Here is a 25,146-nt window from a genome sequence, read left to right as displayed (position 1 = left end):
CAGATGTTCAAATTCCTTCGCCAAAGCAAAGCCTCGGACGTTGTTAGCGCAATCGAGCAGACACAAGCGGTCGTCGAGTTTGATCTCGAGGGTACGGTTCTGCGTGCCAATTCGATATTCCTCGGCATGACGGGATACTCCCTCAACGAGGTGCGCGGTCGCCCTCATCGCATGTTCATTCAACCCGATGAAGCTGATGGCCGTGCGTATCTCTCATTTTGGCAGGACCTTCGGGCGGGCAAGTCTCAAACGGGTACGTTCAAGAGACTCAACAAGCAAGGCGCCGCGCTCTGGATTCGCGCCACCTATACGCCTGTTTTTCGAAGGAACAGGGTGGTGCGTATCATCAAGTTCGCGATGGACATCACTGCGGAAATGATTGAACAGGCACGCGTCGAATCGCAGATGTCTGCCATCGACCGCGCTCATGCGACCATAGAGTTCAGCCCCGACGGCACCATCCTTGACGCCAACGACAAGTTACTCAAGTTGATGGGCTATTCGATCGCTGAAATCCTCGGAAAGAAACATCAGATCTTTGTGCCGATAGGGCAGCGCGAGTCCAAGGCCTATGGGCAGTTTTGGCAAAAACTGCGCGCTGGAAAATATGAGACGGCTGAATTCGAACGTTTAGCCAAGGGCGGTCGTTCAGTTTGGATCCATGCCACCTATAACCCGATCCTGAGCCCGGAAGGCGAGGTCACCCGAGTGGTGAAATTCGCCAGCGACATCACTGAGGAGGTCTTGCGCAACAGGGAATTCAAGCTGCTTTCACTCGTGGCGAACGAAACCGACAACTCGATCGTCATCACCGACAAGAACGGCCTTATCCAGTACGTGAATCGCGGCTTCACGAAACTCACCGGATACGACTCGAACGAGGTCCGCGGCAAGAAACCGGGCCCTTTATTGCAGGGACCTGCTACCAACCCGGAAACGGTTGAACGAATCGCGGACGCCATACGCAATCGCCGGCCGATCTACAACGAGATCCTGAACTACAAGAAGTCGGGCGAGCATTACTGGATATCTCTCGCAATCAACCCAGTCTTCGACGATCAGGGTGAATTGGCGCAATTCATTTCTATCCAAGCCAACATCACACAGACCAAAGAACGCTCATTGGAGTCCGAAAAGCGCTTCGCCGCCATCAGCGTCAGTAACGCAGTGGCGGAATGGGAGATCGATGGAAGACTTATTTTGGCAAACGATTACCTGGTCCGTCACCTAGGGCACGAGAGCGCCCACGGACTGCTTGCCTGCCAGCACAACCTGGCCAAGCTATTGGGCGAGAAAAGGTTTTCGCAGTTATTGGCGGGGCAGCAGCTTCTTTGTGCCCTCGACATACCCGACAAAGCGGGCAGGCCCATTCGGCTCGATTGCGCCCTTTGTCCCATCACTGACTCCGTTGGTCACATCAAGAGAGTCGTCACTTATGGGATCGATGTACAGGCCAAACTCGAGGCCTCGCAGGTTACCAATCGCGAAATGAAACGCGTGCAGGAATCGAGCGTTCAAATCACGAAAATCATTGACAGCATCAACACCATCACGGAAAAGACCAACCTGCTCGCCCTGAACGCCGCCATCGAAGCCGCGCGAGCTGGCGAGTCCGGTCGCGGCTTTGCCGTCGTAGCCGATGAAGTCCGCAAGCTTGCTCAGCAGTCAGCGACTTCCGCCAAGGAAATCACCCAGCTTGTCCAGGAAAGCGCCGCGCGGATCGATCGCCTCAACGCATCGCTGAGCCAGTTGCTGACAACTTCCTGATACACCTCGAATGCGGCGATGGCAAACATCGATCCATCAGTGAAGGTACCGAGACCAAAGTGCTCGCGCCATCGTTCCTCAAGGACGGCCTTGGCGAACGTCATAACGGGCAAATCGGGGCCCGCAGGAATATCACGATCAGCCTTCAGGTTTGCGCTGTACCAGTGGGAGCCGCGCTTGCCGGCGATGGGTCGCGAAGCGGCCCCGGCAAACAGGCGTTCGCCAGGGTGTCCAAAGCCGGACAGTCGCGAAGGACCGACAACTATCCAGACACCGGGGTCGTCTATGTGAGACCGGCGAACCCTGTGATAATGGGCGCAATTACAAGGGCCATGTCATGCTGATCATCTCCAATAACGTGCATCTACCGGATGCCGAAATCGAACTGACTTACATCCGCGCGCAGGGCGCGGGTGGGCAGAACGTCAACAAGGTGTCCAGCGCCGTGCACCTGCGCTTCGACATCCCGGCCTCATCGTTGCCCGAGTTCTACAAAGAGCGGCTGCTGGCGTTGCGCGACAGTCGCATCACCGGCGAGGGTGTTTTGATCATCAAGGGCCAGCAGTACCGCACCCAGGAGCAGAACCGTGCTGACGCACTGGCGCGTCTTGCCGAGTTGATCATCGCTGCCGGCAAGACCGAGAAGAAACGCCGCCCCACCAAGCCGACCCTCGGTTCGAAGACCCGCCGCCTGGAAGGCAAAGCCAGGCGGAGCAATGTCAAGGCGGGTCGGGGCAAAGTGGACTTCTAGTGCTGGGAGCTGCTACACCGCCTGCGCCAAAAGCGGGTAGTCGATGGTCACGCTCCTGAAGCAGTCAGGCACGGGTTATCGGCGAAGTTCTGCAGCAAACTGCGACGCCTTGAGTTGCAGCTGCGCAGGCCCGCCCCAGAACGCGCCGTGGCGCACGATCACCCTTTCATGCAGCGCTGCCGCCACCGCAGCGGCAGCATTCGGGGCTTTGAACAGCACAAAACTAGCTTCGTTGCCTACCTTCAGCCCATAGTCCTTTTTACCCATCACCCCGGCACTGGCTTCGGTCGCCATGTGCAGCGCTACCCGCAGTTCCTCGTCAGTGTTGAAGCCCGAACGATAGCCGACCAACATGGCCCGTTGCAGCATGTCGCCATTGCCGTAGGGCCACCACGCGTCCTGGATGTTGTCGTTGCCGGTGAACACCCGCACACCGCCTGCGCGCAAGCGCAGCACGGGCGGGAAAGCGTGCTCGCCCGGGGCGTTGGTCATGATCGACACGCCTGCACCGGCCAGCACTTCGGCGGTGCGGTCCACCACGCTGTCGTCAACTTCACCCAGGCCATAGGCATGGCTGACCGCTACCAAACCTTGCATGCCCAGTGCCTGGGTACGTGCGGCGATGCGTTCGAGCTGGGCTATGCAGATGTCGCCTGGCTCGTGCAGGTGAATATCAACCTTCACCCCGTGCCGGTCGGCGATGCCGAAAACAATGTCCAGCTGCGCTTCGGCGTCACCGTCCAGGGTGGTCGGGTCGATACCGCCCACCACCTGCACACCTTCGCGTACGGCAGCCTCCATCACTTCGGCAGTGCCGGGGCAGGTCACCACGCCGGCCTGGGGGAAGGCCACCAGTTCGATGTCGATCAGGTCTTTCCACTTCTCGCGGGCTTGGAGGATGGCACGCAGGTTGGCAAGGCCGGTAGTGGCGTCCACATCCACATGGCAGCGCATGGCCAGGGTACCGAATGCGGCGGCCTGGCTGATCAGGGCGTCGGCGCGTTCGACAATAGGCGGGGCGCTGGCGAGCTCGCGCTTTTCCACGGCCAGCCGCTCACGCAGGGAGGCCACGCTCTGGTGCGGGCGCCAACGGTCACCGACGAAACTCTTGTCCAGGTGAATGTGGCCATCGACGAATCCAGGCAATGCCAGCAGGCCTTCAAGGTCGATTGTCTCGCGGCCCGGCTCGCTGGCGCGCTGCGGGCCGATATGGTTGATGCGCCCGTTCTTTACGGCGATGTGCAGGGGCAGGCCATCAGCGTCGATGGCATTGATGAACTCACGGTCATTCATGGTCGGGCCTTTTTCCCAGGCTTAAGTGATGACACACGGTAGGAAGGATCCGCACACGTCACAAATTAATTATCAGGATCGACTGCAGTGCATTTCTGAATGCAGGCAGTGCAAGGGGGCGTATTAAAAGGTGCTTCACGGGTTGTCGGGTAGAGGGGGGATGAGAAGTGTATGCCTGGTTTAAGGGCGTTGCGGATATCGAGCGCCGCGCGGGTGGCGCTCGATATCCAGCCCGCAGTCGTTGACGAGCGAACATAGGGGCAGGGAAGGGCATGCTACTGCAGTGTCGGCGGCTTCATCTCAAGGGGCATCCCTGCCAGCGTCGCCTCCATCCCCGCGATTTTCCGCGTAAGCCGTTGCGCCTCCTCATCTTTGCCCTGTGCTTTCAGAAGATCCCGCTCTTTGCGTAATGCGAGCAGGCATTTTTGCAGACCCAGGCCAGAAGTATTGAACTGGTCCATGTTTCCCTCATGCTGAAGGCTTCCGTGCCGTTGTAGGAAAAATGGACCCTAGCAGTTCGATCTTGCTGCGGAAACTGAGGTTTCATACAGCAGATCCTCGGCACTAAGATTCGGCCTACAGCGCGAGGGAAAACTTCCTACAAATTAACGAGGAGGCTGTTTCTATTCGTGTAGATCAGAATTGCGCATGACGCCCGTAATTGCTGAGCCTGTGAGGATCAGGTCGTTCAAACAGGCACGATGCTGCCGGCAGGCTGGTCAGGTCTGCGCCGAAACTTAAAGTTGCAATTGTATGCAGATGCCGACAGGTCAAACTCGCTCTTGTGCCTTCCCACGAACCCACTTCCCCGTTAGCGAGCACGCTTGGCCGGAAGCGTCTCTGTGATGCTATGACGGCGAGGTTGCCGTTCAGGCCATTCGCATCTGATACGCTTTTTTTCATCAAACCTGAATCTGTATCCGTATCAGCTCTGCGCCGATAATGCTTTCCATCACCGCTATCACATTGAAGAGGTTCCGATGGGCAAGCTCGCGCTGTTTCTGGGTGGTTTTCTGCTGCTGACCCTTTTGGTAGGTCTGCTGGGTACCATCCCTCCAGGCTGACGACTCCCCCTCCGGCCCGCCCTTTTCCCAGGCGGGCCAGCGTCGTTCCGTTGCGGCAGTGGTCTTTGGTATACCGTTAGACTGGCGGTAGCTGCATGTCGTTCTCAAGTGAAATGGCCTCGTGTACCCTTCCGCTCGCGTCATAATGAGTCGCGGCAGTGGGCCGGCCTTTTACCTTGGAGTCGATATATAGATGGAATGCAAGAAGGACCCTTCAGCGCTTCTGGAGTGGCGTAGCCGCTTCCTGACCGCAGGCATTCTCGAAGAAAATGAATACGACCAGGCGTTGCGCAGTGCCGATGCGCTTGAGCAATCAGGCGTGATCAGTGCGGTTGAGTGGGTCGAGCTGGTCAAGGCGGCGAATGCAGCACTACTGGGTGTGCGATAAGTCCTTCTTTACGTGGGGAAATCTGTCCACAAAAAACGTGGGTAGGTCTGTGGATAAAATGCTGTAAGCCAAGCCGTTTGCGGCTTCTGTTGAATTGAGCAGAATTTGAACAGATGTCAGCGTGCCTGCCGGTTGCCTCCATTGCCCGCCTGGCGCAGAGCCAGCAGTAGCTCACGTACCCGCGCAGGCAGCTCGCCGGCAGGATACACGGCGTGCATTTGCGGGTCTTGGCCGGTACTGGATGTCAGCCGGTAATCTGCGCAAACACGCACCAGCCGGCCGGCACTGACCTGTGCCTCGCCCACCCAGTCGGCCAGGCGGGCAATGCCGGCACCGGCCAATGTACTGTGGTAGACCGCATCGCCTGAGCTCAGTCGCAGCCTTGGATGGGGGCGCAGGCTGGTGATTCGGCCATCGCGGGAAAAGTGCCAGGCCTTGAGAATGCGCGGGGCGGTATGCAGGATCAGCGAATGGTCAGCCAGGTCCTCTGGCCGTTTGGGCATGCCATGGCGCGCCAGGTAGTCCGGGCTGGCATATAGATGGCGTTGGTAGCGCCACAGTGGATAACCAATCAGCTCGCTTGATTGTGGAAACGCACCGCGAACCACGAAATCGAGCTTGCCCAGCAAAGGGTCAAGCGCCTCGTCACGGTAGTGCACATCCAGCGTTACCTGTGGGTGGCGGCGGGAAAACGCCGCCAGCACACCGGGCAGCACATGTTCGCCAAACAATTGCGGCACGCCAAAGCGGATCCAGCCCTGTGCGCTGCCACTGAGCGCGGCCAGTTCATCGGCGGCATCGCGTTGCACATCAAGCAAGCGTTCGGCATGGGGCAGTAACCGCTCGCCGGCGTCGGTAAGGGTCACAGCGTTGGCATTGCGGTTGAGCAGCTTGCACCCGCTATTGTCTTCCAAAGCCTGTATCGCCCGCGTCACAGCGCTGGGCGAGCGACCCAATGCGCGCGCGGCGGCGACGAAGCTGCGTTTGTGCGCGACGCTGACGAACGCCTGAATCTCGCGCAGCATGTCCAATGCCATGGAGGTCTCCTGGTTGCAGTTTTCGCAATATCGCATTTCAACACAGGCGCGCCGTTTTGATTAGCCTTGCAGTCTGCTTTCACTGCCTGGAACCGCGCCATGATGGATATCGCCGTACTCTCCCTGTTCGCTTTTGCCGCCGGCCTGATCGATGCTGCGGTAGGAGGTGGTGGGCTCATTCAGATTCCGGCGCTGTTCAACGTATTGCCCACGGCGCAACCTGCGGCCTTGCTTGGCAGCAACAAACTGGCATCGGTGTGCGGCACCGCTTTCGCGGCGCGCTCGTTCATTCGTAAGGTCACCCTGGACTGGGGGTTGATCGTGCCGGCGGCGCTCAGTGCGTTCATCATGTCGTTCGCAGGGGCCGCCACGGTGTCGCTGGTGCCGCCCAGCTTGATGCGCCCGGCAGTGCTGGTGCTGATCGTGCTGATGGCGATCTACACCTTTTGCAAGAAGGATTTCGGCACCTTGCACGCGCCGGCGAAGATCGGCCGCAAGGAGCAATGCCTGGCGGTACTGATCGGCGGCGCCATCGGTTTCTATGACGGCCTGTTCGGGCCAGGTACCGGCAGCTTCCTGATCTTCCTGTTCATTCGCTTTTTCGCGTTGGACTTCCTGCACGCCTCGGCTTCAGCCAAAGTGGTCAACATCGCCACCAACCTCGCGGCGCTGGTGTTCTTCGTGCCATCGGGCAATGTGCTGTACGCCATTGCCTTGCCCATGGCTGCATGCAACGTGCTTGGCGCGCTGACCGGGACCTGGCTGGCCGTGCGCAAGGGCGCAGGCTTTGTGCGCGGGCTGTTCCTGGTCTTGCTGTGTGTGCTGATCGCCAAGCTGTCCTGGGACTTGCTGATGGGCTGAGTCAAATCACCTGGCGCTGCGTCTCTGCCACTTCCACACGATTACGGCCGTGTGCCTTGGCGCGGTACAGCGCCTGGTCCGCACGGGCCAGCAGCTCGTCCAGGGTCGGGGCCGGCTCGTGCCCGGCGCAGCCGTCCAGGCCGATACTGACGGTGATCTGCGGGCGCCCGTCGCCCTTAGCCAGGTGCAGGTCCTGGACTGCTCTGCGCAGCCGTTCGGCAGTGAAGCTGGCCCGCTCCGGTGCCAGGCCCGGCAGTAGTACCACAAACTCTTCACCACCCATGCGCGCCAGCAGCTCGCCGCCGTGCAATTGGTCTTGCAGGGTCCGGGCGAACTGGCGCAGCACCTGATCGCCCACGCCGTGGCCGTGGCGGTCGTTGATCGACTTGAAATGGTCGATATCGAGCATCATCAAGGTCAGCGGTAGCGCCTGTGCGTGTTTTTGCCGGCTGTCGAGCAGGGCGTTGGCGCGGCGGGTGAATGCGCTGCGGGTCAGCGCGCCGGTCAGGTGATCAATGGTGGCCTGGTGCGCCAGGCGCGCCAGCAGGCTGCGATTGGCCTGGCTGACGCACGCGACCACCAGTGGCCCGAGTATCAGCATGGCGATGCCCATTCGGGCCGACATCAGTGTGGTAACCCCAAGCTCGCTTTGCGGCACGCTGAAGTGCATCAGGTTTTGCGCCACCGCGACGATCAGCGTGCTGCCGGCAATCAGTGTCAGAAGCGAAACCAGGAACGGTGAGTAGGTCCACGCACACCACAGCAGTGCTGCGATCGGGAAGGCAATCGCCCCCGGCCCGCCGAAGGCGATGCTGAAGGCCAGCGAGGCCAGCAGCACCAATAAAGGGGCCAGGGCTACAGCCTGGGCGCCGCTGCGCACCAACGCGCGTGCCGATGGTGCCGTTAGTAGTACCGGCAAAAGCAGCACCGCAGTCGAGAACTGTTCGCTGAACCAGGCCAGCCAGGTGGCGCGCAACGATTGCTCGAACCACGGAGTAGCCATGACGCAGGCCAGGCTGGCCGCCACCATGGCACCGGCCGCGCACGCGCCGAATACACTGAGCACCCCATGCGGGCTGCGCATGCGCCGGTGCAGGCGCGGCAGGCGTGACAGCAGTAGCCACACGGTCACCACGACGCTCAGGTTGCACAGGTTGAACCACAGCGCTGGCGGCCAGGCGCTGCCACAGGCCAGGTCGGCGGCGACCATACCCAGCCAGACCAGAGTGAACCCCACCAGGGTGGCTTGGCGCGGGTAGCGCAAGAGTACGCCGGTCAGCACCGCATTGACGGGCCAGAACAGCGACAGGGACTCGATCGGCCGTGCCAGGATACCGCCCAGGGTCAGGGCGAAGGTCAGGCCGAACAGAGCGAAATAGGGCAACACGCGCGATTGGGCTGGATAAACCATAGGCTCGACCGACAAGCGGAAACGGAATCCAGGACAACGGCTCTGGGCACCTGGGGCAATAGCGTCTCAGTGTGTTTCCACGGGCCTCTTAATGTCAATCTGCTGCGATCGCGCAGGATAATGGCCAATATCCTCTGGCGTCATAAACCATAGAACCAAGGCACCATCACCACCGCCACCAGCATCACCAGCACAGTGAAGGGCACACCAACTTTGACGAAGTCGGCGAAGCGGTACTGGCCTGGGCCGAGCACCAAGGTATTCACCGGCGAGGAAACCGGGGTCATGAACGCCGCCGATGCGGCCAAGGCCACAATCATGGCGAACGGGTACGGCGATAGGCCTAGCTGGGTCGCGGTGCTGATCGCCACAGGTGCCATCAGTACTGCGGTAGCCGTGTTGGAGATGAACAGACCGATCACTGCTGTGACCATGAACAGGCAGGCGAGCATGGCGATCGGCCCGGCGCCGCCCAACAGGCTGACCAGCCCGCCCACTGCCAGATCGATGCCCCCGGTTTGCTGCAGGGCTTGGGCGAAGGGCAGCATGCCGACGATCAGTACCAGGCTTTGCCAGTGGATGGCGCGGTAGGCGCTGTTCATGTCGATGCAGCGCCCGGCCCCCATCAGCAGGCAACCGATCAATGCGGCGATGACATTGGGTACCACGCCGCTGACCATCAGCCCGACCATCACCGCCAGGCTGATCAGGGCATAGGGTGCCCGGGTACGGGCTGGTGCCACTTGGTCGATCTCGGCAGGCAAGCTCAGTACCAGGAAATCCTTTGGCTGGCTTTGCAGCTGCCGCACCGCTTTCCAGGGGCCGACAACAAGCAGCGTGTCGCCAAGGCGCAGCGGCTCTTCCACCAGGCGCTCGTCGATCGCCGTCTGCTCACGGCGCAAGCCAACCACGTTAAGGCCGTAGCGGGTACGAAAGGCGAGGTCCAGGATACTTTTGCCGACCAGTTGCGAGCCGGGGGGCAGGGAGACTTCGGCCATGCCCAGCTCCTGGGACTGGTCGATGAAATAGGCAGCCTTGAAGTGCAGCGGTTCCAGTTGCATGGTCTGGCACAGGTTGCGCAGGTCGTCGCGCTTGGCGAACAGGTCGAGCAGCAGCACATCACCCTGCTGCAGGACGGTGCTCGAATCGGCGGCGATCACCCGCGTGGTGAACTTGTGCTGACGTTCGATACCGATCACGTTGGCGCCATGCCGGGTGCGCAGCTCCAACTCGCCAAGGGTATGGCCGATCAGCGGCGATTGCGCGCGAATGCGCAGACGCCGCTCCCGGCCGTTGAGCTTATAGTCCAGTACCAGGTCGAGCAGGGTACGGCGGCTTTCCACCCGACCATCCTTGCGTACTTCGCCGTTGAGCCAGTGGCGTGTCAGCAGCATGTAACCAATCCCCAGCACCAGCACCACCAGGCCGAACGGCGTGAAGCTGAAGAAGCTGAAACCTTGCTCGCCGTGGCGCACCAGCTCGCTGTGCACCACCACGTTGGGCGGTGTGGCCACCAGGCTGAGCATGCCGCTGATCAGGCCGGCAAAGCTCAGCGGCATCATCAGGCGGCTTGGCGAAATCTGGAGGCGTGCGGCAATGCTCAGTACCACCGGGATAAAGATCGCAACCACGCCAGTCGAACTCATCACCGAGCCCAGCCCGGCCACCGACACCATCAGCAACACCAGCAGGCGTGCTTCGCTATTGCCGGCCCGGTCGCTCATCCATTCGCCGATGCGATAAGCGATGCCGGTACGCACCAGCCCTTCGCCGATCACGAACAAGGCAGCGATCAATACAACGTTGGGGTCGCTGAAGCCGGCCAGGGCCTGCTCCACGGTGAGGATGCCCGACAGTGGCAGGGCGAGAATCACCAGCAGCGCGACCACGTCCATGCGTGGTCGGTTGATGACGAAGAGGGCGATGACGACAGCCAGCAGGCCGAGGACCCAGAGCAGTTCCTGGTTCATGGGGCGGGGGTGTTCCTTCACTCAAGGTGGCACGAAAGACAGTAGCAGTCAGTGTGGCAGCTTGTGGTGAAGAGGGTGTTGATGAGGGTCAGCGGGGAGCGAGTCTGCCTTGTTCAGGCGGCTGGAACTTGCGGGGTCGATGCAGGGGGCGGCAAGCCGGCCCCTGCAAAGGCTGCGCTGAATCAGTGACGGTGACGGCGATGCTTCTTGCCGTTGTTGTCACCCAGGTGGTTGCCAATGGCACCACCGGCCGCGCCGCCCAGGCCGGCGCCGATGGTCGAGCCGGCCGAACCGCCGACCTTGCCGCCCAGCAGCGAACCGCCTGCCGAGCCCAGGCCACCGCCGATGGCGGCTTCGGTGCGGTTGCCCTTGCGCGCAGCCACCGCGCTGCCGGCGGCGCCGCCAAGGCCTGCGCCGACAGCTGCACCAGTGCTGCCGCCGAGCTGTTGGCCGACAACATTACCCAGGACGCCACCCAGGCCACCGCCGATGGCGGCGGTACCGTCACCGGCGAAAGCGCCTTGGCACAGCAGCAGGCCAAGGGCAAGGGAAGGCAAAGTCAGACGCATGATAGGGAGCCTCGGAGATTCATCAGGTTAAGAGTGGGTTGCAAAGACGTGTTAGCGGTAGTCGTGGTCACGGTGGCGGCGATCGTTATCGTCGCGGTCATGCCGCTGATGGTGACGGTGGTCGCGGTCGCCATCGCGCCATCCGCCGTCATCATCGTGGTAGCGATGATGGTGGCAGCCGGCAACTAAAAGAAAAGCGGCAATCAGAGAAAGGCTTGCAAGGCGGGTCATCACGATATAGGTCCTTGATCCGCATAGGTTTACGGGACACTTTCTGAGACTGTGATCGATCAGTTTGGTTTCCTGAACGGGCATTTTTTTGCTGCGCCGACGATGAATGGCGTGCCTGCCGGCTGCTGTTCTGTCCCGCTCGGTCATGGCTCGCCTGCGGTTGGGCGCTTAGACTTGCGCACAGGCCGCAAAGAAGACGGCCATCTGCCACACGGTGAATCATGATGATCGCCCATACACCCACGCTGTTCGCCGCCGTTGCGCTGGTCGCGACCATCCTGGCGTTCTGCCTGTTGCTGGTTGGCCAGTCCAATCGCCAAGACAATCTCTGGCTTACCGCTTGCGGCTTGCTCGCCCACGCGTTGGCCTACGTTTGCTACACCGTTTATGGGCACGCCCCGCTGTGGCTCAGCTATGGGGTGGGCAACAGCCTGCTATCACTGGCCCTGGCGTTCTATTCGGCCAGCCTGTTTCGCGTGCGTGAGCAGGCTGTGCCGTGGCGGCAAGTGTTCATCATTCCCGCCTGCATGTTGGTGGGCCTGATGCTGCTGCTCGACACACTGGAGCCGCGCATGCTGCTGGCGACGCTGGTACTGATGCTGCAGTGCGCGCTGATCCTGTACTGGGTGCGGCGTCACGTCGAGCGGCCGGGCAGGGCGCACCTGTTGCTTCAGATTGGCGCCGTTGTCAGCCTGGTCGGGCTGGGCATGCGTGCGCTTGCAGTGGTCAATGGCACGGCCGTGGAAATGCGCTACGACACCAGCAACCTCAAGCAGAGCATTTCTGTCGCCATCGGTACGGTAACGGTGATGATGTACTCCATCGGCCTGGTGCTGATGGCCAAGGAGCGCAGCGAATCACGCCTTAAGCACCTGGCCTTGCGCGATGTGCTGACGGGCACCTACAACCGTCGGGCGATTCTCGAGCGCTTTGCCGTCGAACTGGACCGCGCCCGTGGCGAACGCAGCAGCTTGGCCGTGGCGATGATCGATCTCGACCATTTCAAGCGTATCAATGACCTGTACGGGCACCTGGCCGGGGACGAGGTGTTATGCCATTGCGTACGCCAGTTGGAGCAGCGCCTGCGCCACGGCGACAGTCTCGGGCGCTATGGGGGGGAGGAGTTCCTGTTGCTATTGCCACACGCCGATCGTGACGGCGCGATGGCAGCCTTGCAAGGCCTGAGGGAGGCCATTGCCCTCAGCCCGGCGCACTTTGCCGGTGACCAGATCACGCTGCGCTTCAGCGTAGGGCTGTGGTGCGGTGTGCCTGGCCCGCACGACACTACCGCGAGCCTGCTTGCCCAGGCTGACGCGGCGCTGTATCAGGCCAAGGCAGCCGGGCGCAACACAGTGCACATGGTGGCGTTGACCGCTGCCGGTTGAGTCAGGACGCCGGGTGGATGGCCAGCACTACGCCGTTGGTGATCTGCACCAGCACATAGTGTTCGCCCATGCGTACCCAATGGCTTTCTTTCTCCGGTGCTGGCAGGCCCTTGGCCTTCCAGTCGGTCAAGGCTTCTTCGTCGCGTTTGTACTGGTCGGGTGCCTTGTCGCCCACTTTGAGTTCGCGGTTGTGGGTTTCTGGTGCGGTAATGCTCTCTTCAGCCGAGGGCGCGGCTGACACCATCATCGGCAGGCAGGGCAGGGTGGCGAGTAGCAGCGAAGGCAAAAGACGAGGTACTTTCATGGCAATCTCCTGTTGATGGCATGCCTTATCTGCGACAACAGCCCCCGCGTGACAATTCACTCGCGATGCTGCGCAGTGCTAGAGTCGCTTTCTTTTTTGCCCCGAGGATGGAACATGCGAGCAATTCTGCCGATGGCTGCGGCGCTGGTATTGGTTGGTTGCGCTTCAGCAGCCATGGATACGGCCCGTGGTGGCAAGCCGACTGCACAGCTCGATTCGCAAAAGGCGCCGGAGCTGGTAGCCCAATGCATCCAGTTCAGCTGGCAGAAAGAGGATGTGTTCGGGGATGACGCTAGCGGCTATCTGGAGTCGCGCAAGCAAGGTGGGCTGACGGTGTATACCCGCGAAGCGGAATCGTTCGTGGATGTCTACCCGCAGGCTGGTGGCACACGGGTGGATTACTACGCACAGAAGAATGACGGCGTGGCGTTGCAGCGGCGGGCGGCGGCGGCCACCTGCCTGTAACGCTTGGCGGTTTGATTTTTACGCCCCTCTGCGTTCCTGGGCTCTGTGGGAGCCGGCAATCCTGCTCCCACAGGGCCGCGACTGCGGGCGCAGTCAGGACAGGTAACCACCGTCGACATTGAGTGCGGTGCCGGTGGTGTAGCTGGAGGCATCACTGGCCAGGTACAGCACGGCGCCGGCCATTTCCTTGGGGTCGGCCACGCGTTTGAGCGGGATCTGCTGCAGTGCGGCGTTGAGGATTGCGTCGTTTTTCACCAGCGCCGAAGCGAATTTGGTGTCGGTCAGGCCCGGCAGCAAGGCATTGCAGCGGATGCCGAATTGCGCGCATTCCTTGGCGAAGACCTTGGTCATGTTGATTACCGCTGCCTTGGTCACCGAGTAGATACCCTGGAAGTGGCCCGGTGAAACCCCGTTGATCGACGCCACGTTGATGATGCTGCCACCGCCGTTTTCACGCATCAGCTTGCCGGCTTCAACCGACATGAAGAAATAGCCGCGGATATTGACGTCGACGGTCTTCTGGAAGGCACCCGGGTCGGTGTCCAGCACATTGCAGAATTGCGGGTTGGTGGCGGCGTTGTTGACCAGCACGTCCAGGCGCCCGAACTGTTCGCGGATACCGGCGAACACCTGCTGGATCTGTTCCAGTTCACCGATGTGGCAGGCCACTGCTGTAGCCTTGCCGCCTGCCGCGATGATCGCATCGGCCACCTGTTGGCAGCCCTCCAGCTTGCGGCTGGATACGATCACATGGGCGCCTTGCTGGGCCAGCAGGTGCGCGATGGCTTCGCCGATGCCACGGCTGGCGCCGGAGACGAAAGCGATCTTGCCATCGAGGTCGAACAGGTGGGTCTTGGACATGCTGTTTTCCTTGTTGTCTGTCGTCAGAGCGTGGACTTGGCTATTACCTGCAGGCTCATCTGCTCCAGCAGCCGGTTCATGTGAATGAACTGGGCGAAGCGCTTGTCCTGGGTCTGGCCGTGGTAGAAGCGGTAGTAGATCTGCTGCACGATACCCGCCAGGCGGAACAGGCCGTAGCAATAGTAGTAATCGAAGTTGTCCAGGCGTATGCCCGCACGCTCGGCGTAGTAATCGACGAACTGGCGGCGGGTCAGCATGCCGGGGGCATTGCTCGGCTGGCGTCGCATCAGTTGCACCGGCGCCGGGTCGCTCGCCTCGATCCAGTAGGCCAGGCTGTTGCCCAGATCCATCAGTGGGTCGCCGATCGTGGCCATCTCCCAGTCCAGCACGCCAATGATGCGCATGGGGTTTTCGGCATCCAGGATCACGTTATCGAAGCGGTAGTCGTTGTGCACGATGCCTGGGCGAGGGTGGTCGGCCGGCATCTTTTCGCGCAGCCAGGCAATGACCTGCTCCCAGCGCGGCGCATCGGGTGTCAGGGCTTTTTCGTAGCGGCTGGTCCAACCTTCGATCTGGCGCTGCACGTAGCCTTCAGGCTTGCCCAGGTCGGCGAGGCCGCAGGCCTGGTAGTCGACCTGGTGCAGCTCTACCAGGCGGTCGATGAAGCTTTTGCAGAGGGCTTCGGTACGGGTGGCATCCAGGCTCAGTTCGGCGGGAATGTCCGAACGAAGGATGATGCCGTTTACCCGCTCCATTACATAGAACTCGCCGCCGATCAGGGTTTCATCGGTGCAGTGCGTGTAAGCCTTAGGGCAGTAAGGGAAGCCGCTGTTGAGCTGGTTGAGGATGCGGAACTCACGGCCCATGTCGTGGGCCGACTTGGCTTTCTGGCCGAAAGGCGGGCGCCGCAGCACGAACTCACGGCCTGGGTAAGCCACCAGGTAGGTCAGGTTGGAAGCCCCCCCGGGGAACTGGCTGATGCGCGGTGCGCCTTCAAGGCCCGCGATATTGGCCTTGAGGTAAGGGTCGATGACGGCCGCGTCGAGTTCTTCGCCGGGGCGTACCTGGGTGGACTGGTCGGTGAGCGTCATGCGTTTACCTTATTATCGATCGCAAGGATTATTGGCTAATCTAATGGCCTTGATGCACTGGAACAAGCGTGCCAGGTGCCATATAGGTTTGGGTGTTGCCGGCCGATCACTGCACCGAATGCACACTGGCGGGCAAAAAAAAACCGAAGCCGGTCAGGCTTCGGTTTTCGTCTCGCGCGGTGCGCCCCTCACTCAGGAAGGGAACAGCTCGCTGAGCTTCATCGACAGCATCATGTCGCCTTCAACGCGCAGCTTGCCGCCCATGAACGCCTGCATGCCGTCGGTCTCGCCACTGACGATGCCCTTCAGGGTATCGCTGTCCATGACCAAGGTGCAGTTGGCATCGGGGTTTTCGCCTTCCTGCAGGTTGCAGGCACCGTCCTTGACGATCAGGGCGTAGTGCTTGTCTTCGTCGGTGATGTTGAAGCCGAACACCAGGTCCAGGCCTTCGGCTGCAGACGGATTGAACTTCTCTTGCATCTTTTTCACGGCATCAGCTACGGAGGTCATGGCGCATTCCTTATTGAGTGATTTCACGTCCCGAATAGGGACACAACAGGCCGGGCTCATCTAAAGGTAATGAGCTCCGGCACCTTCAACAACTGCACATGGGCCTGGTTATTGAAGGAAGCCAGTGCCACGTCACGGCCGCGGAACTTCAGCTGGCTGAGCGACGTGTTGATTATCTGCCAGTTCAGCGCGAAGGCCTGGCTGGGGGTAATTCCAGTAGTCAGGTGAAGCAGGGCGGCAATGGTGCCTCCCGAGGTGAATACCGCGATGTTGTCGCCACTGCCGGCGCTGTCCAGCACACGTTGCAACCCGGCCTGCACCCGCGCGGTAAACGCCTGCCAGGTTTCCAGGCCGTCGTCGGCATGTTCGCCGGCGTGCCAGCGCTGCACCACCAGGGCGAACAGGCGCTGGAATTCGCTGCGGTTCTGGGCACCATTGCGCAGGATGTGCAGGGCCTGCGGCTCTTCGGCCAGCAGGCCGGGCAGCAGGGCACGGATAACACCGTCGGCATCGAACTCATTGAACGCAGGGTCGGTCTCAATGGCGGGCACCGCGCAGCCATTACCGTGCAATGCCTCCAGTGCCAGCCGCGCAGTATCTTGCTGGCGGCGCAGATCACCGGCCACGCATCGGTGAAGGCGCAGGTCCAACCGGGCAAGGTGTTCACCCAGTGCCTGGCTTTGCCGCACACCCACCGGCGACAAGACGTCATAGTCGTCGGCACCGAATGAGGCTTGGCCATGTCGGATGAGGTAGATGTTGCCCACGAAGGTGTCCGGCCGCTTTAAGGTTGCTGCGAGGTTAGGATGCGCCACACGGGCTGTCAACGAAAAAACATACAAGCGTTTGAAAAGGTCGTTTGAACTGTGTTGCCAGCGTTTACCGCAGCTGGCAGCGCTACGGGCACACCGGTATGCTTGCTACAGTTTCGCGCCGTACAGGCGCAGGTTCATAAGGAGTCAACGTGGAGTTTCTTGCCGAATACGCAAGCTTTCTCGCTAAAACCGCCACCCTGGTGATTGCCATCCTGGTGGTGCTGTCTGCCATCGCCGGCTTGCGCGGCAAGGGGCGGCGCAAGGCTGGCGGGCAGTTGCAGGTCACCCGTCTCAACGAATTCTACAAAGAGCTGCGCGAGCGGTTGGAAGCGGGCTTGCTCGACAAGGCCCAGCTCAAGGCCCTGCGCAAGCAGCAGGCCAAAGCGGAAAAACAGCAGAAAAAAGGCAAGGCCGAAGAGAAAGGCCGGGTGTTCGTGCTCGACTTTGATGGCGACATCAAGGCGTCCGCCACCGAAAGCCTGCGTAACGAAATCACTGCATTGCTGACCCTCGCCACCCCGCGTGACGAAGTCGTGCTGCGCCTGGAAAGCGGTGGCGGCCTGGTGCACAGCTACGGCCTTGCGGCCTCGCAACTGGCGCGCATCCGCCAGGCCGGCATTCCGCTGACCGTGTGCATCGACAAGGTAGCCGCCAGCGGTGGTTACATGATGGCCTGTATCGGCGAGAAAATCGTCAGCGCGCCCTTTGCCGTGCTTGGCTCGATCGGCGTCGTGGCGCAGTTGCCGAACGTCAACCGTCTGCTGAAAAAGCACAACATCGATTTCGAAGTACTGACCGCCGGCGAGTACAAGCGCACCCTGACCGTGTTCGGTGAGAACACCGAGAAGGGCCGCGAGAAGTTCCAGGAAGACTTGGACATCACGCACCAGCTGTTCAAGGACTTTGTCGCCCGCTACCGCCCGCAGTTGCACATCGACGAAGTGGCTACCGGCGAAGTCTGGTTGGGTGTCGCCGCGCTAAATCGCAAGCTGGTGGATCAGTTGCAGACCAGCGACGAGTACCTCAGCGAGCGCGCCCGCAACGCCAGCCTGTTCCATGTGCACTATGCCGAACGCAAAAGCCTGCAGGAGCGAATCGGCATGGCGGCGAGCGGTGCGGTTGAGAACGCCGTGGTAGGTTTGTGGAGCAAACTTGGCCGCTTGCGCTAACACGTTGAACCCCTTGAATATTTTTTCTGTTCAGGGGGTTGCAAGGTTGGCGGAATGCAGACATAATGGCGCCCATCGAAACGCAGCAAACTTTGAAAAAGGTTCTACGTTTCAAGGAGATAGAAGCGCAAGCAACTAAATCCGAACTTTGAGGCCGAGTAGCAAAGTGGTTATGCTCCGGATTGCAAATCCGTCTACGCCGGTTCGATTCCGACCTCGGCCTCCACATTCGAAAGCCCCGCAGATTAACGTCTGCGGGGTTTTTCTTTGCGCGTCAAAAAGGCAAAGTGTTCCGCAACTTTTGGCATGCGTTCCGCAACCCTGCCTATTTCGTTGGGCTCACAACCTCGCCTACGCGGCGATAGACCCGCTTGGTGATCTCCTCTTTCGAGTGCCCCAGCAGCCGGCTGGCGTGGCTGATATCCTCGATCTCCGACGCAGCCTTCGGGCGGATATCGCGGAACTGGAACTGCCGAACTTTGGCGGCCAGGTCAGTGTTGCCGTCGCCGATCAGCTTGCGAGCAGCCTTGTCCCGCGCCTCACTGAAGCGATTCCTCAGCATCTCCCAGCTCATCCGTAGGCCGGCGTCGTTGGTAATCAGGCGTGAATTGCGCACGCCCTGCAGCTTGCGCCGTTCAAGCAGCGCCTCGATGAACAGGCCTAGGCCGGTCAGCACGCCATTTACGTGCCGTCGGATTCGCAACTTCTTATCGGTCTTGTTCTGGTCGACCCACAAGTAGTCCTCGTCGAGGTCGACCGTGCTGAACTTCAGCGTGTCGGCTGGTCGCTGGCCGGCCAGGTAGGCCAGGTCCATGGCGTCCTTAAGACCCTGGTCGCCTTCGGCATACACCGCATCCCAGATCTCGTCGGCCGCGTAGAAGTCGCGGACCTTCTCTTTGTTGCGGCGAACCGCCAGGCAGGGGTTGCGCTCGACAAAGCCCCACTCCATGGCCATGGTGAAAACGTGCGACAGCAGGGCGATCTCCCTGTTTGCCCGAGTCTTCGCGGTGCGGGCGTCCCGGTACTGGGCAACGACCGGCGGGCTGATGGCCTCGATCGGCGCGTCACCGAACGCCTTGCGCAGGCGCTCCAGTTCGTACTTGTTGTCTTTCTGAGTGCGCGGCGCTTTGGTCGGGATAATGTCCCGCTCATACCGTTCGAACAGCTCACCCATCGTTGCCATAACCTTCGGCCTTGCCTTCTGCTCCAGGCGCGCCCACTCCAGCTTGGCCTCCGCCAAGTCCTGCCCCAAAGGAATTTCGATCCTCTTTCCGTCTGCGTCTCTACCGCAGTAGTAGTACGCAACCCAAATTTTCCCGCCTTTCCTTTTCCGCGCCCGCCGAAGCATGCGCTCCGGCAGGTCACGGTTTTCCTTTTTTCTATGGCGCACTTGCTACCCCACGCGCGATAAGTCCAATGTCCATGTTTCAGCCGTGGCATTCGTTGCTGTCGGCTTGACGCCTGCCATCTTGAGCCGGGCGTATACCCGGCCCACAATGGGCCGCCTGGCCCGGGTGAGCGTGTACTGCCAGCCATTGTTGGCCAGCCACGCGATCTGTTTGCTCGGGAGCTGGTAGCCGGTCACCCGCACCACCTCTTCCTCATCGAGAAACTCGCTTGCATGTTCCATGGGATGGGCTCCACGCCGCCGGTGGCGGCAGGTTGGTGGTCAGGCTGCTGGCGCAGGGCTGACGATGTAGTAGCTTGTGCACTTGCAACGCGGGCACACCATGGTGCTAGCGCCTTTGAGCCACTTGCAGGGCGCAAGCACGCGCTCGCTCTCCTTGTGCTGGTTGCGGCACCGGGAGCACTTCACTGTGATATCGGACACGGGTCATCCTCGCCCGCGCATGTCGGCGGGCTTGAGTAGTTGGGGGGAGGGGTTATGCGAGTTCGGCCGCGAATGCGTCGACCAGGGCCTGGTTGGTTAAGTTGATCGGGAGAGCGTCGGTGCTCTTGCCGTCGCAGATCAGAACCCAGCCGTTCTTGTAGAGGGTGCAGCTGCTGCGGCCCAGCTGAACCCGGGCGATCGGCAAGCCGCCGAAGGGGAGCCAGCGGTTGATGCGATAGATCAGTCTCCTCATGGCATCAGCTCCTTCGGCACCTGGACGGTATCGCCGAGCTTGGCGGCGACGTAGGCGCGGGTTGCTGCAATCAAACGGTTTTCACCGCTGCCGAATCCCGCGCGGGCATCGCCGTCACCGAGATCGATCCAAACTTCTGCGCCGCGGCCTCCGCCAAGCACTTTGGGAACTCGGCGCTCTTCCGGGTCGATGCGCTCAATCAGTGGCCCGCCCAGCGCCCAGTCTTCCCACGGGTTGTAGCGTTTGGTGTGCTCGATGGCCTGGCCCTGGTACCGGGCGAACACGCGCCAGGGGTTGCCGTACTGCGGCGGGACCAGTTCAAGGTTCAGCCCTTCGGCTTTGCCAACGGCCCAGCCCAGCGCTTCGCCCACAAGGTCTGCCGTCTTCACTTCGATCAGGTCGGTCATGGTTTCACCACCTGCAGCTTGCTTCGGGCAACGTCCGTAACAGCGTCGCGGATCGCATCGTTGATGATGCGAGCGTTGGCAGCGCCCAACTGTGCATACATGGCACCGTTTGCTGCGGCCATGAACCCGGCCCAGAGCTGGCCTTTTTCAATTGGCCCGTCGAAACCGTTCGCTGCTGCAACATCGTCGAAGGTTGGCCGAAGCATAATCCACATGTCGCGGCCCAGTGCTGATGCGTCTTTCACAGCTGATACCTCTCATCAATCCAGCGCCCAGGCGCCAGAGCGGGTGTAGGTTCGGGTTGGGTTTCGTGCGGGGAGAGCTGGCGCTCGTTGCCGGCCTGCAGCTGGCTGTCGGGGATGCAGCTGATGCCGACCCCATTCAGCAGGTAGCAGGTGACGCCGCGCTGGCTGTCGTGCTGCACGTCGATGACGTTTTCGTTTGCGCTGGCGCCGGTGGCCAGCAGCAGGAGGCAGAGGGCGAGGCGGGTCACAACAGCACCCCGCTGGCCTTGGCCAGGCGCACGTCTTCCTCGGTAACGGTGTGCAGAGCCATCTTCTCGATGGTGAAGAAGTTGGGCTGGCAGAACTTGCGGGCCCAAGCATGCAGCGGCTCCAGCGCCTTCCCGAGAGCTGCTGTTGCCTCGTCGTCGAGGTCAGGGTAGTTGTCGACCCATTCCCCCGCGTCGCTTCCGGCGGCGGCCTCGAACATGTGGTTGAGCAGGTCATCGGGATCGGGGAGGAAACCGGCAGGGTCGGCCTTGCAGACGGTGCCGGTATGTACAGTGTCACCCACCTTGAGGCCGTTGCCCCGGCCTGGGCCGAAGCTGGTGCCATCCGCTGCGCTGCCGAAGTTGTCACGAATCAGCGCGGTAAGGTTCGGGTAGTCCCACGATCCGTCATCGCCATTCACTGACCAGGCTTCCTCGGCCTTCCGCCTCGCCCAGCTGACACACGGGCCATCCTCTGTATCGAAGATCCCGAGCAGGAACCATTCAGGCCCTGGGCATTCAGGCTCCCAGCCGAGGCAGTGGCACTCGCCGTCGTCGTAAGGGTGGTGGTCGCCGATATCCGAATCCATGTGCCACTGCTTCAGCTCCAGGCCCTGCTGTACGAGCCAGGCTTTGAAGGCGGCATAGTCTTCGTCGAAGTCCGGCTCGTCGGGGTGACTCCACCAGCCGTCTTGATCGCGCTCGACGGCCACACGTTGGATCAGCTTGATTTCTTCAGACACGACGATTCCTTGGCCGCCATATCGCGGCAGTGAATAGAGGGGAGAGGGGTTTGCCGGTTGTCCGATTCAGCCCTCAGATCGGCTCGGCGGATTTGCGGAAAACCGGGCTTTCGCTATGGTGGCAATACAACACCTAACTACAACTAAAGTCGTAGGAGCGCTTCATGAGAATTCGCGGTGATGTTTTCTGGGCTTGGGCTGACCCAACGCTTCACCACCGAACTCATGACGATACGCTCGAAGATGGGACGCACATTGATGTCCAAGTGCGACTGTCGCGAACTGGCAGCACGCAGATGTTCATCGGGGTGTATGCACCAGGCGGTATGGCCATTCACGAGGAGGCATTCGATGCGCGGCCTGGCGAGTCGATGAGCGGGGCGCTGGCATGGGGAGTGGGCCGCGCTCGCCGCGTGGCGGTTGAAGGGGGGGCTGCTGGTACGATCACGGCTGTTAAGTGAAAAGTAGTTGTAAAAATTGTCACGCTCGCCTTCTCCAGTGGATTCGGTGGAACAGATGTGTATGCTGTCTCGCCAGTCAATAATCTGAGTTTAAAGGTCCGTTTCATGCGCAAACGCGGTAACGTCTATTGGAAGTGGGCCAATCGTGAGTTGCATTTTCGGAACTACGATGAACGCCTAACCTGCGGTACTTTGATCAACATTCAGGTGCGCACCTCAAAAGAGAACGTAACCCAATTGTTTTTCGGCATTTACGGCGAGAAAGGCCTGATGCTTCTTGAGGAACACTACCCAGATTGCAGAGGGCAGACGATGACAGCCGCTATGGTTTGGGCGCTGCAGCGTGCCAACGACTGGCTAAGCGGAGATCGCCCCGGCCCTTGATGATCGAATAGAGGGGAGAGGGGTTACAGCGGAAAGAGTACGGATGTACTCCTTTCAGGATTCGGCGGCGATCAACGCGGTTTGGCCGCCACACGCATCGCACGCGCGGTCAGTTGGTTGCTCAGCCTGGCATGCTTGGCACGACCATGTCGGCGAGCTTGGTCCTGCGCTGGCGGATAGGGCATCAGCGATCCGGCGTAGCTCGTAGGCGGCATCCTTCAATCGTGCATCAGCAACGTCAACGGCATGGTCAACCCGTGCTCTGGTCATTTTCTTGTCTTCGTCCTGAAGGTCTTGCAGAGCGAATAACGGTGCGCTGATTAGGTGAGCCGCCATGCAGATAAGGTCGCCAGACTTGTCGCGCAGCAGCGCATCTCGCTCGGCCAGCTTGTCGCTCAGCTCCTCGATGGCGGCCAGGTTCTTGATGCCATGGCTCCGCGAGTAGAAACGATCGAGCTTGGCGCTAAGGTCGTCGCGCTCCTCCCGCATGTAGCCAAGCTCTACCCGCAGCCGATCAACCTCAGCGGCACCGGTCATCGGCCCCAGATCAACAATCGGTAGCCCAGTATTTGCCGCATCCCTCTCTGCCTCTTCTTTGGTCCACCAGATGGCAGTACCAACCATCCAGGCTATTGGCTCGGGGTGGGGCTGCGGGGCCGGCTGCGCAAGAAGGCCGGATATGCGCGTAACTGCGCGATCAATCGGCGCTTGGATGAAACCAGGCAAGGGCTCACCAGTTGGCGGCTTCATACCGGTGACGCCGGAAACCATGCCGACAAGGGCTTCGGTGACGATCTTGCTCAGTTCGGTGTTGCTGGATCGGTTTTCTGTGGGCATGGGGATACCTCGCCGCTATATTTAATTGGGCTCGTAAGGAGGTTGCGTGAATGATGTTCTACTGGAGAATCAGGAAGTACCTTCCTGGCGCCGTGCGGTATCAGATAGAGATCAGGCGCTGTCGTGCAGCTCAAGAAAGACTGGACAGGAAAAGGCCTCCTAGCAACTCCTCGCTTGAAAGTGGCGCGGTCCACCAATACGTTCAAGATTGGTCTGAGCTGCATCAGTGGCGCCGAGACCTGATCACGCGTGAGTATCGGCGAAAGTTAGACCGCCTATCAGTTCCCATGCCAAGTTACGAAGATGACCGTTATTGGGAGATCGTCGACTGCGTGCTAACCGGCGAAGAAATTCGCTGCCTTACCACCGAAGGTGAGATCGCAGCCAAGGCAGCTCTTAGGGAAGAGCAAAAGCACCGTCGTGAGGTCAAAGCATTTTGGCTCACATGGATCACAGGACTAGGCGGCACTCTCATTGGGGTTATTTCCGTCTGGCCTAAGTAACTGACGCAGAACCAAGCAACCTTTGCCGTTTCAGGTTTCCAGTCCGCCTAGCTGCATCCCAGGCGCCGCCCTCGCCGGGGAGGCGTTATCGTTGAATAGGGGAAGGCGCCGCAGTGGCGCGCATTGTTCTGGTGAGCTATCAATTCATGGCTGACTCGACCTGGTGGAGGTCGCCATGACACTGAAAAGCGATACCGAGGCCCTTGCCTCGATCGAGGAAGAAGCCCAGGCAATGCTGAAAAAGATCGGTCTGCCGGATGACCACCTGAAGAAAGAAATGGTCATCTGCCTGCGCCAGATCATTGCGATTGCCCGCTACCGAAAAGGCCTGGGCGCCGCCCCTCTGGATGAATAGGGGAAGGCGCTGGCGGACAGCGCTTGGAAAAAGCCCAAGTGGATTTGTCTTTCCATTGGGGCCATGCTGCAGGAAACCTCAAAGGAGCCTGCCCCATGGATTACGATCTCGAAGAATATGCACTCGATGTCATATCCAACTTCGAATACGCCATGGAGCATGGTGACTCAGCTGTCATGCCTGAGCTGGACGAACTTCGGTTTGCCCTTGAACGGCTGATGTTTCATCACGGGATGAATGGCCTGGAGGCATCAGTGGCTCCCTTACGAAGAGCGGTAACTGGGCCTGATGTGAAAAGCTACCGCGAGGTCGCTCGCTTGATACAGGAGCTGATGCTGCGCCTATATCCAGTCCACCAAGAGCCTGCACCTGGGTCGTTCGACGACGTACCGTTCTAATAACCCAGCATGGTGGCAATTTGGTTTGGGATGGGGTATTACGGGGGGGCCGGCATGGGGCCGGAGGCATTCTTTGACTAGGAAGAAAAAATGATCACGATCAAAGGAAACACCGCGGAAAATTGCGGTACTTTGCTGGAGCTCACCGCCCCGCATACGGCTAATATTCTTGTTGAGAATAATCACGGGATCAACATTTCCGGCCAGCTGATCAATGCAAAAATTTTCGTTGATCAGAGTCGTCTAAACGCTTTTCTGGCCGAAATCACTCCGCATATCGGCAGTCTTGATAAGGAAAAGGCTGAGTCGTTGAGCTTGATCCTTCAGGATCTCAATGACCCCGATATTGAGGACAAGGCATCTGCGCTATACAAACTTGCCGAATTTGGAAAGTCTGTGGCGAGCGGCGTTGTGTCGGCGATCATCACCTCATTCATTCCTAAGTAGGCACATCAATTATCTGAGCCGATCCGCATAGTTTCGCGGTGATATGCCAACTGTAGTTGCCGCGCCACAATCGGTGATACCGTGATTTTGTGGCG

General features: G+C 60.3%; 33 protein-coding genes and 1 tRNA gene. 15 read left to right on the top strand and 19 right to left on the bottom strand.

Annotated elements, in window-relative coordinates; genetic code table 11:
* Window positions 1–3: 3 nt before the first annotated feature.
* Both ACW4TB_RS06825 and arfB read left to right on the top strand, forming a co-directional pair.
* Window positions 4–1,767: a PAS domain S-box protein gene (locus ACW4TB_RS06825; protein ID WP_279928834.1), complete on the top strand. Its 1,764-nt coding sequence runs from the start codon at window positions 4–6 to the stop codon at window positions 1,765–1,767.
* A gap of 337 nt (window positions 1,768–2,104) precedes the next feature.
* On the top strand, window positions 2,105–2,518 hold the full coding sequence (arfB, locus tag ACW4TB_RS06820; RefSeq protein WP_012315075.1) for an alternative ribosome rescue aminoacyl-tRNA hydrolase ArfB: 414 nt from the start codon (window positions 2,105–2,107) through the stop codon (window positions 2,516–2,518).
* 75 nt (window positions 2,519–2,593) lie between these two features.
* Here the strand turns inward: arfB and ACW4TB_RS06815 are convergent, their stop codons facing one another.
* Window positions 2,594–3,811 carry an amidohydrolase family protein gene (locus ACW4TB_RS06815; protein WP_279928837.1) on the bottom strand — a complete coding sequence of 406 codons (1,218 nt, stop codon included), beginning with the start codon at window positions 3,809–3,811 and terminating at the stop codon, window positions 2,594–2,596.
* A 275-nt stretch (window positions 3,812–4,086) separates the two neighbouring features.
* Window positions 4,087–4,272 (bottom strand): hypothetical protein, encoded by a 186-nt coding sequence (locus ACW4TB_RS06810; RefSeq protein WP_046785709.1) that lies wholly within the window; start codon window positions 4,270–4,272, stop codon window positions 4,087–4,089.
* A gap of 796 nt (window positions 4,273–5,068) precedes the next feature.
* Between ACW4TB_RS06810 and ACW4TB_RS06805 the strand changes: the two genes are divergently transcribed.
* Window positions 5,069–5,263 (top strand): hypothetical protein, encoded by a 195-nt coding sequence (locus tag ACW4TB_RS06805; RefSeq protein ID WP_254466095.1) that lies wholly within the window; start codon window positions 5,069–5,071, stop codon window positions 5,261–5,263.
* 116 nt (window positions 5,264–5,379) lie between these two features.
* Here ACW4TB_RS06805 and ACW4TB_RS06800 read toward each other — a convergent pair whose 3' ends face one another.
* The gene (locus tag ACW4TB_RS06800; RefSeq protein ID WP_012315070.1) at window positions 5,380–6,300 is read right to left on the bottom strand and encodes a LysR family transcriptional regulator; all 921 of its coding nucleotides are present in this window, start codon (window positions 6,298–6,300) and stop codon (window positions 5,380–5,382) included.
* Window positions 6,301–6,399: 99 nt separating this feature from the next.
* On the opposite strand from ACW4TB_RS06800, the gene ACW4TB_RS06795 reads away from it, so the two are divergent.
* Window positions 6,400–7,161, top strand: coding sequence for a sulfite exporter TauE/SafE family protein (locus ACW4TB_RS06795; RefSeq protein WP_279928844.1), 762 nt, complete (start codon window positions 6,400–6,402; stop codon window positions 7,159–7,161).
* A 1-nt stretch (window position 7,162) separates the two neighbouring features.
* On the opposite strand, the gene ACW4TB_RS06790 is transcribed toward ACW4TB_RS06795, so the two are convergent.
* The 3 genes from ACW4TB_RS06790 to ACW4TB_RS06780 all read right to left on the bottom strand — a co-directional run bounded on the left by ACW4TB_RS06790 (window position 7,163) and on the right by ACW4TB_RS06780 (window position 11,111).
* Window positions 7,163–8,572, bottom strand: a complete 1,410-nt coding sequence (locus ACW4TB_RS06790) for a sensor domain-containing diguanylate cyclase (RefSeq protein WP_012315068.1) — start codon at window positions 8,570–8,572, stop codon at window positions 7,163–7,165.
* A gap of 140 nt (window positions 8,573–8,712) precedes the next feature.
* A complete protein-coding gene (locus tag ACW4TB_RS06785; protein ID WP_279928848.1) occupies window positions 8,713–10,542 on the bottom strand; it encodes an SLC13 family permease in 1,830 nt (609 codons plus the stop codon).
* Between the two features lie 182 nt (window positions 10,543–10,724).
* Window positions 10,725–11,111: a glycine zipper domain-containing protein gene (locus tag ACW4TB_RS06780; RefSeq protein ID WP_012315066.1), complete on the bottom strand. Its 387-nt coding sequence runs from the start codon at window positions 11,109–11,111 to the stop codon at window positions 10,725–10,727.
* A gap of 48 nt (window positions 11,112–11,159) precedes the next feature.
* On the opposite strand from ACW4TB_RS06780, the gene ACW4TB_RS06775 reads away from it, so the two are divergent.
* Both ACW4TB_RS06775 and ACW4TB_RS06770 read left to right on the top strand, forming a co-directional pair.
* Window positions 11,160–11,300 carry a hypothetical protein gene (locus ACW4TB_RS06775; protein ID WP_190273310.1) on the top strand — a complete coding sequence of 47 codons (141 nt, stop codon included), beginning with the start codon at window positions 11,160–11,162 and terminating at the stop codon, window positions 11,298–11,300.
* 263 nt (window positions 11,301–11,563) lie between these two features.
* On the top strand, window positions 11,564–12,727 hold the full coding sequence (locus ACW4TB_RS06770) for a GGDEF domain-containing protein (protein ID WP_455842916.1): 1,164 nt from the start codon (window positions 11,564–11,566) through the stop codon (window positions 12,725–12,727).
* Between the two features lies 1 nt (window position 12,728).
* Here the strand turns inward: ACW4TB_RS06770 and ACW4TB_RS06765 are convergent, their stop codons facing one another.
* On the bottom strand, window positions 12,729–13,031 hold the full coding sequence (locus ACW4TB_RS06765) for an RcnB family protein (protein WP_012315063.1): 303 nt from the start codon (window positions 13,029–13,031) through the stop codon (window positions 12,729–12,731).
* Window positions 13,032–13,145: 114 nt separating this feature from the next.
* Between ACW4TB_RS06765 and ACW4TB_RS06760 the strand changes: the two genes are divergently transcribed.
* Window positions 13,146–13,496 carry a hypothetical protein gene (locus ACW4TB_RS06760; protein ID WP_012315062.1) on the top strand — a complete coding sequence of 117 codons (351 nt, stop codon included), beginning with the start codon at window positions 13,146–13,148 and terminating at the stop codon, window positions 13,494–13,496.
* Between the two features lie 93 nt (window positions 13,497–13,589).
* On the opposite strand, the gene ACW4TB_RS06755 is transcribed toward ACW4TB_RS06760, so the two are convergent.
* From ACW4TB_RS06755 to ACW4TB_RS06740, 4 genes are all read right to left on the bottom strand, one after another.
* The gene (locus ACW4TB_RS06755; protein ID WP_279928852.1) at window positions 13,590–14,357 is read right to left on the bottom strand and encodes an SDR family oxidoreductase; all 768 of its coding nucleotides are present in this window, start codon (window positions 14,355–14,357) and stop codon (window positions 13,590–13,592) included.
* 23 nt (window positions 14,358–14,380) lie between these two features.
* Complete coding sequence (locus ACW4TB_RS06750; RefSeq protein WP_012315060.1) at window positions 14,381–15,448, bottom strand: phosphotransferase family protein; 1,068 nt, start codon at window positions 15,446–15,448, stop codon at window positions 14,381–14,383.
* 192 nt (window positions 15,449–15,640) lie between these two features.
* The gene (locus tag ACW4TB_RS06745) at window positions 15,641–15,958 is read right to left on the bottom strand and encodes an SCP2 sterol-binding domain-containing protein (protein ID WP_279928855.1); all 318 of its coding nucleotides are present in this window, start codon (window positions 15,956–15,958) and stop codon (window positions 15,641–15,643) included.
* A gap of 56 nt (window positions 15,959–16,014) precedes the next feature.
* Window positions 16,015–16,725 (bottom strand): histidine phosphatase family protein, encoded by a 711-nt coding sequence (locus ACW4TB_RS06740; RefSeq protein ID WP_279928857.1) that lies wholly within the window; start codon window positions 16,723–16,725, stop codon window positions 16,015–16,017.
* A gap of 197 nt (window positions 16,726–16,922) precedes the next feature.
* On the opposite strand from ACW4TB_RS06740, the gene sohB reads away from it, so the two are divergent.
* On the top strand, window positions 16,923–17,942 hold the full coding sequence (gene sohB, locus ACW4TB_RS06735) for a protease SohB (protein WP_254466090.1): 1,020 nt from the start codon (window positions 16,923–16,925) through the stop codon (window positions 17,940–17,942).
* A 152-nt stretch (window positions 17,943–18,094) separates the two neighbouring features.
* A tRNA-Cys gene (locus ACW4TB_RS06730) sits at window positions 18,095–18,168 on the top strand.
* A 99-nt stretch (window positions 18,169–18,267) separates the two neighbouring features.
* On the opposite strand, the gene ACW4TB_RS06725 is transcribed toward ACW4TB_RS06730, so the two are convergent.
* From ACW4TB_RS06725 to ACW4TB_RS06695, 7 genes are all read right to left on the bottom strand, one after another.
* Entirely contained in the window at window positions 18,268–19,116 is an 849-nt protein-coding gene (locus ACW4TB_RS06725; RefSeq protein WP_455842915.1) for a tyrosine-type recombinase/integrase, read from the bottom strand.
* Window positions 19,117–19,335: 219 nt separating this feature from the next.
* Entirely contained in the window at window positions 19,336–19,572 is a 237-nt protein-coding gene (locus tag ACW4TB_RS06720; protein WP_054903680.1) for a DUF4224 domain-containing protein, read from the bottom strand.
* 253 nt (window positions 19,573–19,825) lie between these two features.
* Window positions 19,826–20,026 carry a hypothetical protein gene (locus ACW4TB_RS06715; RefSeq protein ID WP_455828234.1) on the bottom strand — a complete coding sequence of 67 codons (201 nt, stop codon included), beginning with the start codon at window positions 20,024–20,026 and terminating at the stop codon, window positions 19,826–19,828.
* Window positions 20,023–20,433: a DUF2591 domain-containing protein gene (locus ACW4TB_RS06710; RefSeq protein WP_455828235.1), complete on the bottom strand. Its 411-nt coding sequence runs from the start codon at window positions 20,431–20,433 to the stop codon at window positions 20,023–20,025. The genes ACW4TB_RS06715 and ACW4TB_RS06710 overlap by 4 nt, the downstream gene beginning before the upstream one ends.
* Entirely contained in the window at window positions 20,430–20,678 is a 249-nt protein-coding gene (locus tag ACW4TB_RS06705; protein WP_139121105.1) for a hypothetical protein, read from the bottom strand. The genes ACW4TB_RS06710 and ACW4TB_RS06705 overlap by 4 nt, the downstream gene beginning before the upstream one ends.
* Window positions 20,675–20,926, bottom strand: a complete 252-nt coding sequence (locus tag ACW4TB_RS06700; protein ID WP_392546210.1) for a hypothetical protein — start codon at window positions 20,924–20,926, stop codon at window positions 20,675–20,677. Before ACW4TB_RS06700 ends, ACW4TB_RS06705 begins: the two co-directional genes overlap by 4 nt.
* Complete coding sequence (locus ACW4TB_RS06695) at window positions 20,923–21,666, bottom strand: hypothetical protein (protein ID WP_455828236.1); 744 nt, start codon at window positions 21,664–21,666, stop codon at window positions 20,923–20,925. The genes ACW4TB_RS06700 and ACW4TB_RS06695 overlap by 4 nt, the downstream gene beginning before the upstream one ends.
* Before the next feature lie 266 nt (window positions 21,667–21,932).
* On the opposite strand from ACW4TB_RS06695, the gene ACW4TB_RS06690 reads away from it, so the two are divergent.
* Both ACW4TB_RS06690 and ACW4TB_RS06685 read left to right on the top strand, forming a co-directional pair.
* On the top strand, window positions 21,933–22,127 hold the full coding sequence (locus ACW4TB_RS06690) for a hypothetical protein (protein WP_455842914.1): 195 nt from the start codon (window positions 21,933–21,935) through the stop codon (window positions 22,125–22,127).
* A 105-nt stretch (window positions 22,128–22,232) separates the two neighbouring features.
* Window positions 22,233–22,511 (top strand): hypothetical protein, encoded by a 279-nt coding sequence (locus ACW4TB_RS06685; RefSeq protein WP_455828238.1) that lies wholly within the window; start codon window positions 22,233–22,235, stop codon window positions 22,509–22,511.
* Between the two features lie 54 nt (window positions 22,512–22,565).
* Here the strand turns inward: ACW4TB_RS06685 and ACW4TB_RS06680 are convergent, their stop codons facing one another.
* A complete protein-coding gene (locus ACW4TB_RS06680) occupies window positions 22,566–23,348 on the bottom strand; it encodes a hypothetical protein (RefSeq protein ID WP_455828239.1) in 783 nt (260 codons plus the stop codon).
* Window positions 23,349–23,398: 50 nt separating this feature from the next.
* Between ACW4TB_RS06680 and ACW4TB_RS06675 the strand changes: the two genes are divergently transcribed.
* From ACW4TB_RS06675 to ACW4TB_RS06660, 4 genes are all read left to right on the top strand, one after another.
* Window positions 23,399–23,851 carry a hypothetical protein gene (locus ACW4TB_RS06675; RefSeq protein ID WP_455828240.1) on the top strand — a complete coding sequence of 151 codons (453 nt, stop codon included), beginning with the start codon at window positions 23,399–23,401 and terminating at the stop codon, window positions 23,849–23,851.
* A 175-nt stretch (window positions 23,852–24,026) separates the two neighbouring features.
* Window positions 24,027–24,206, top strand: a complete 180-nt coding sequence (locus ACW4TB_RS06670) for a hypothetical protein (RefSeq protein WP_455828241.1) — start codon at window positions 24,027–24,029, stop codon at window positions 24,204–24,206.
* 95 nt (window positions 24,207–24,301) lie between these two features.
* Window positions 24,302–24,604 (top strand): hypothetical protein, encoded by a 303-nt coding sequence (locus ACW4TB_RS06665; protein ID WP_455828242.1) that lies wholly within the window; start codon window positions 24,302–24,304, stop codon window positions 24,602–24,604.
* A 90-nt stretch (window positions 24,605–24,694) separates the two neighbouring features.
* Window positions 24,695–25,051 carry a hypothetical protein gene (locus ACW4TB_RS06660; RefSeq protein WP_455828243.1) on the top strand — a complete coding sequence of 119 codons (357 nt, stop codon included), beginning with the start codon at window positions 24,695–24,697 and terminating at the stop codon, window positions 25,049–25,051.
* Window positions 25,052–25,146: the final 95 nt, after the last annotated feature.

It is taken from the genome of Lelliottia jeotgali (assembly GCF_977070485.1).
The sequence above is the reverse complement of the archived record's forward strand: the minus strand, read 5'-3'. Positions and strand labels throughout refer to the sequence as shown.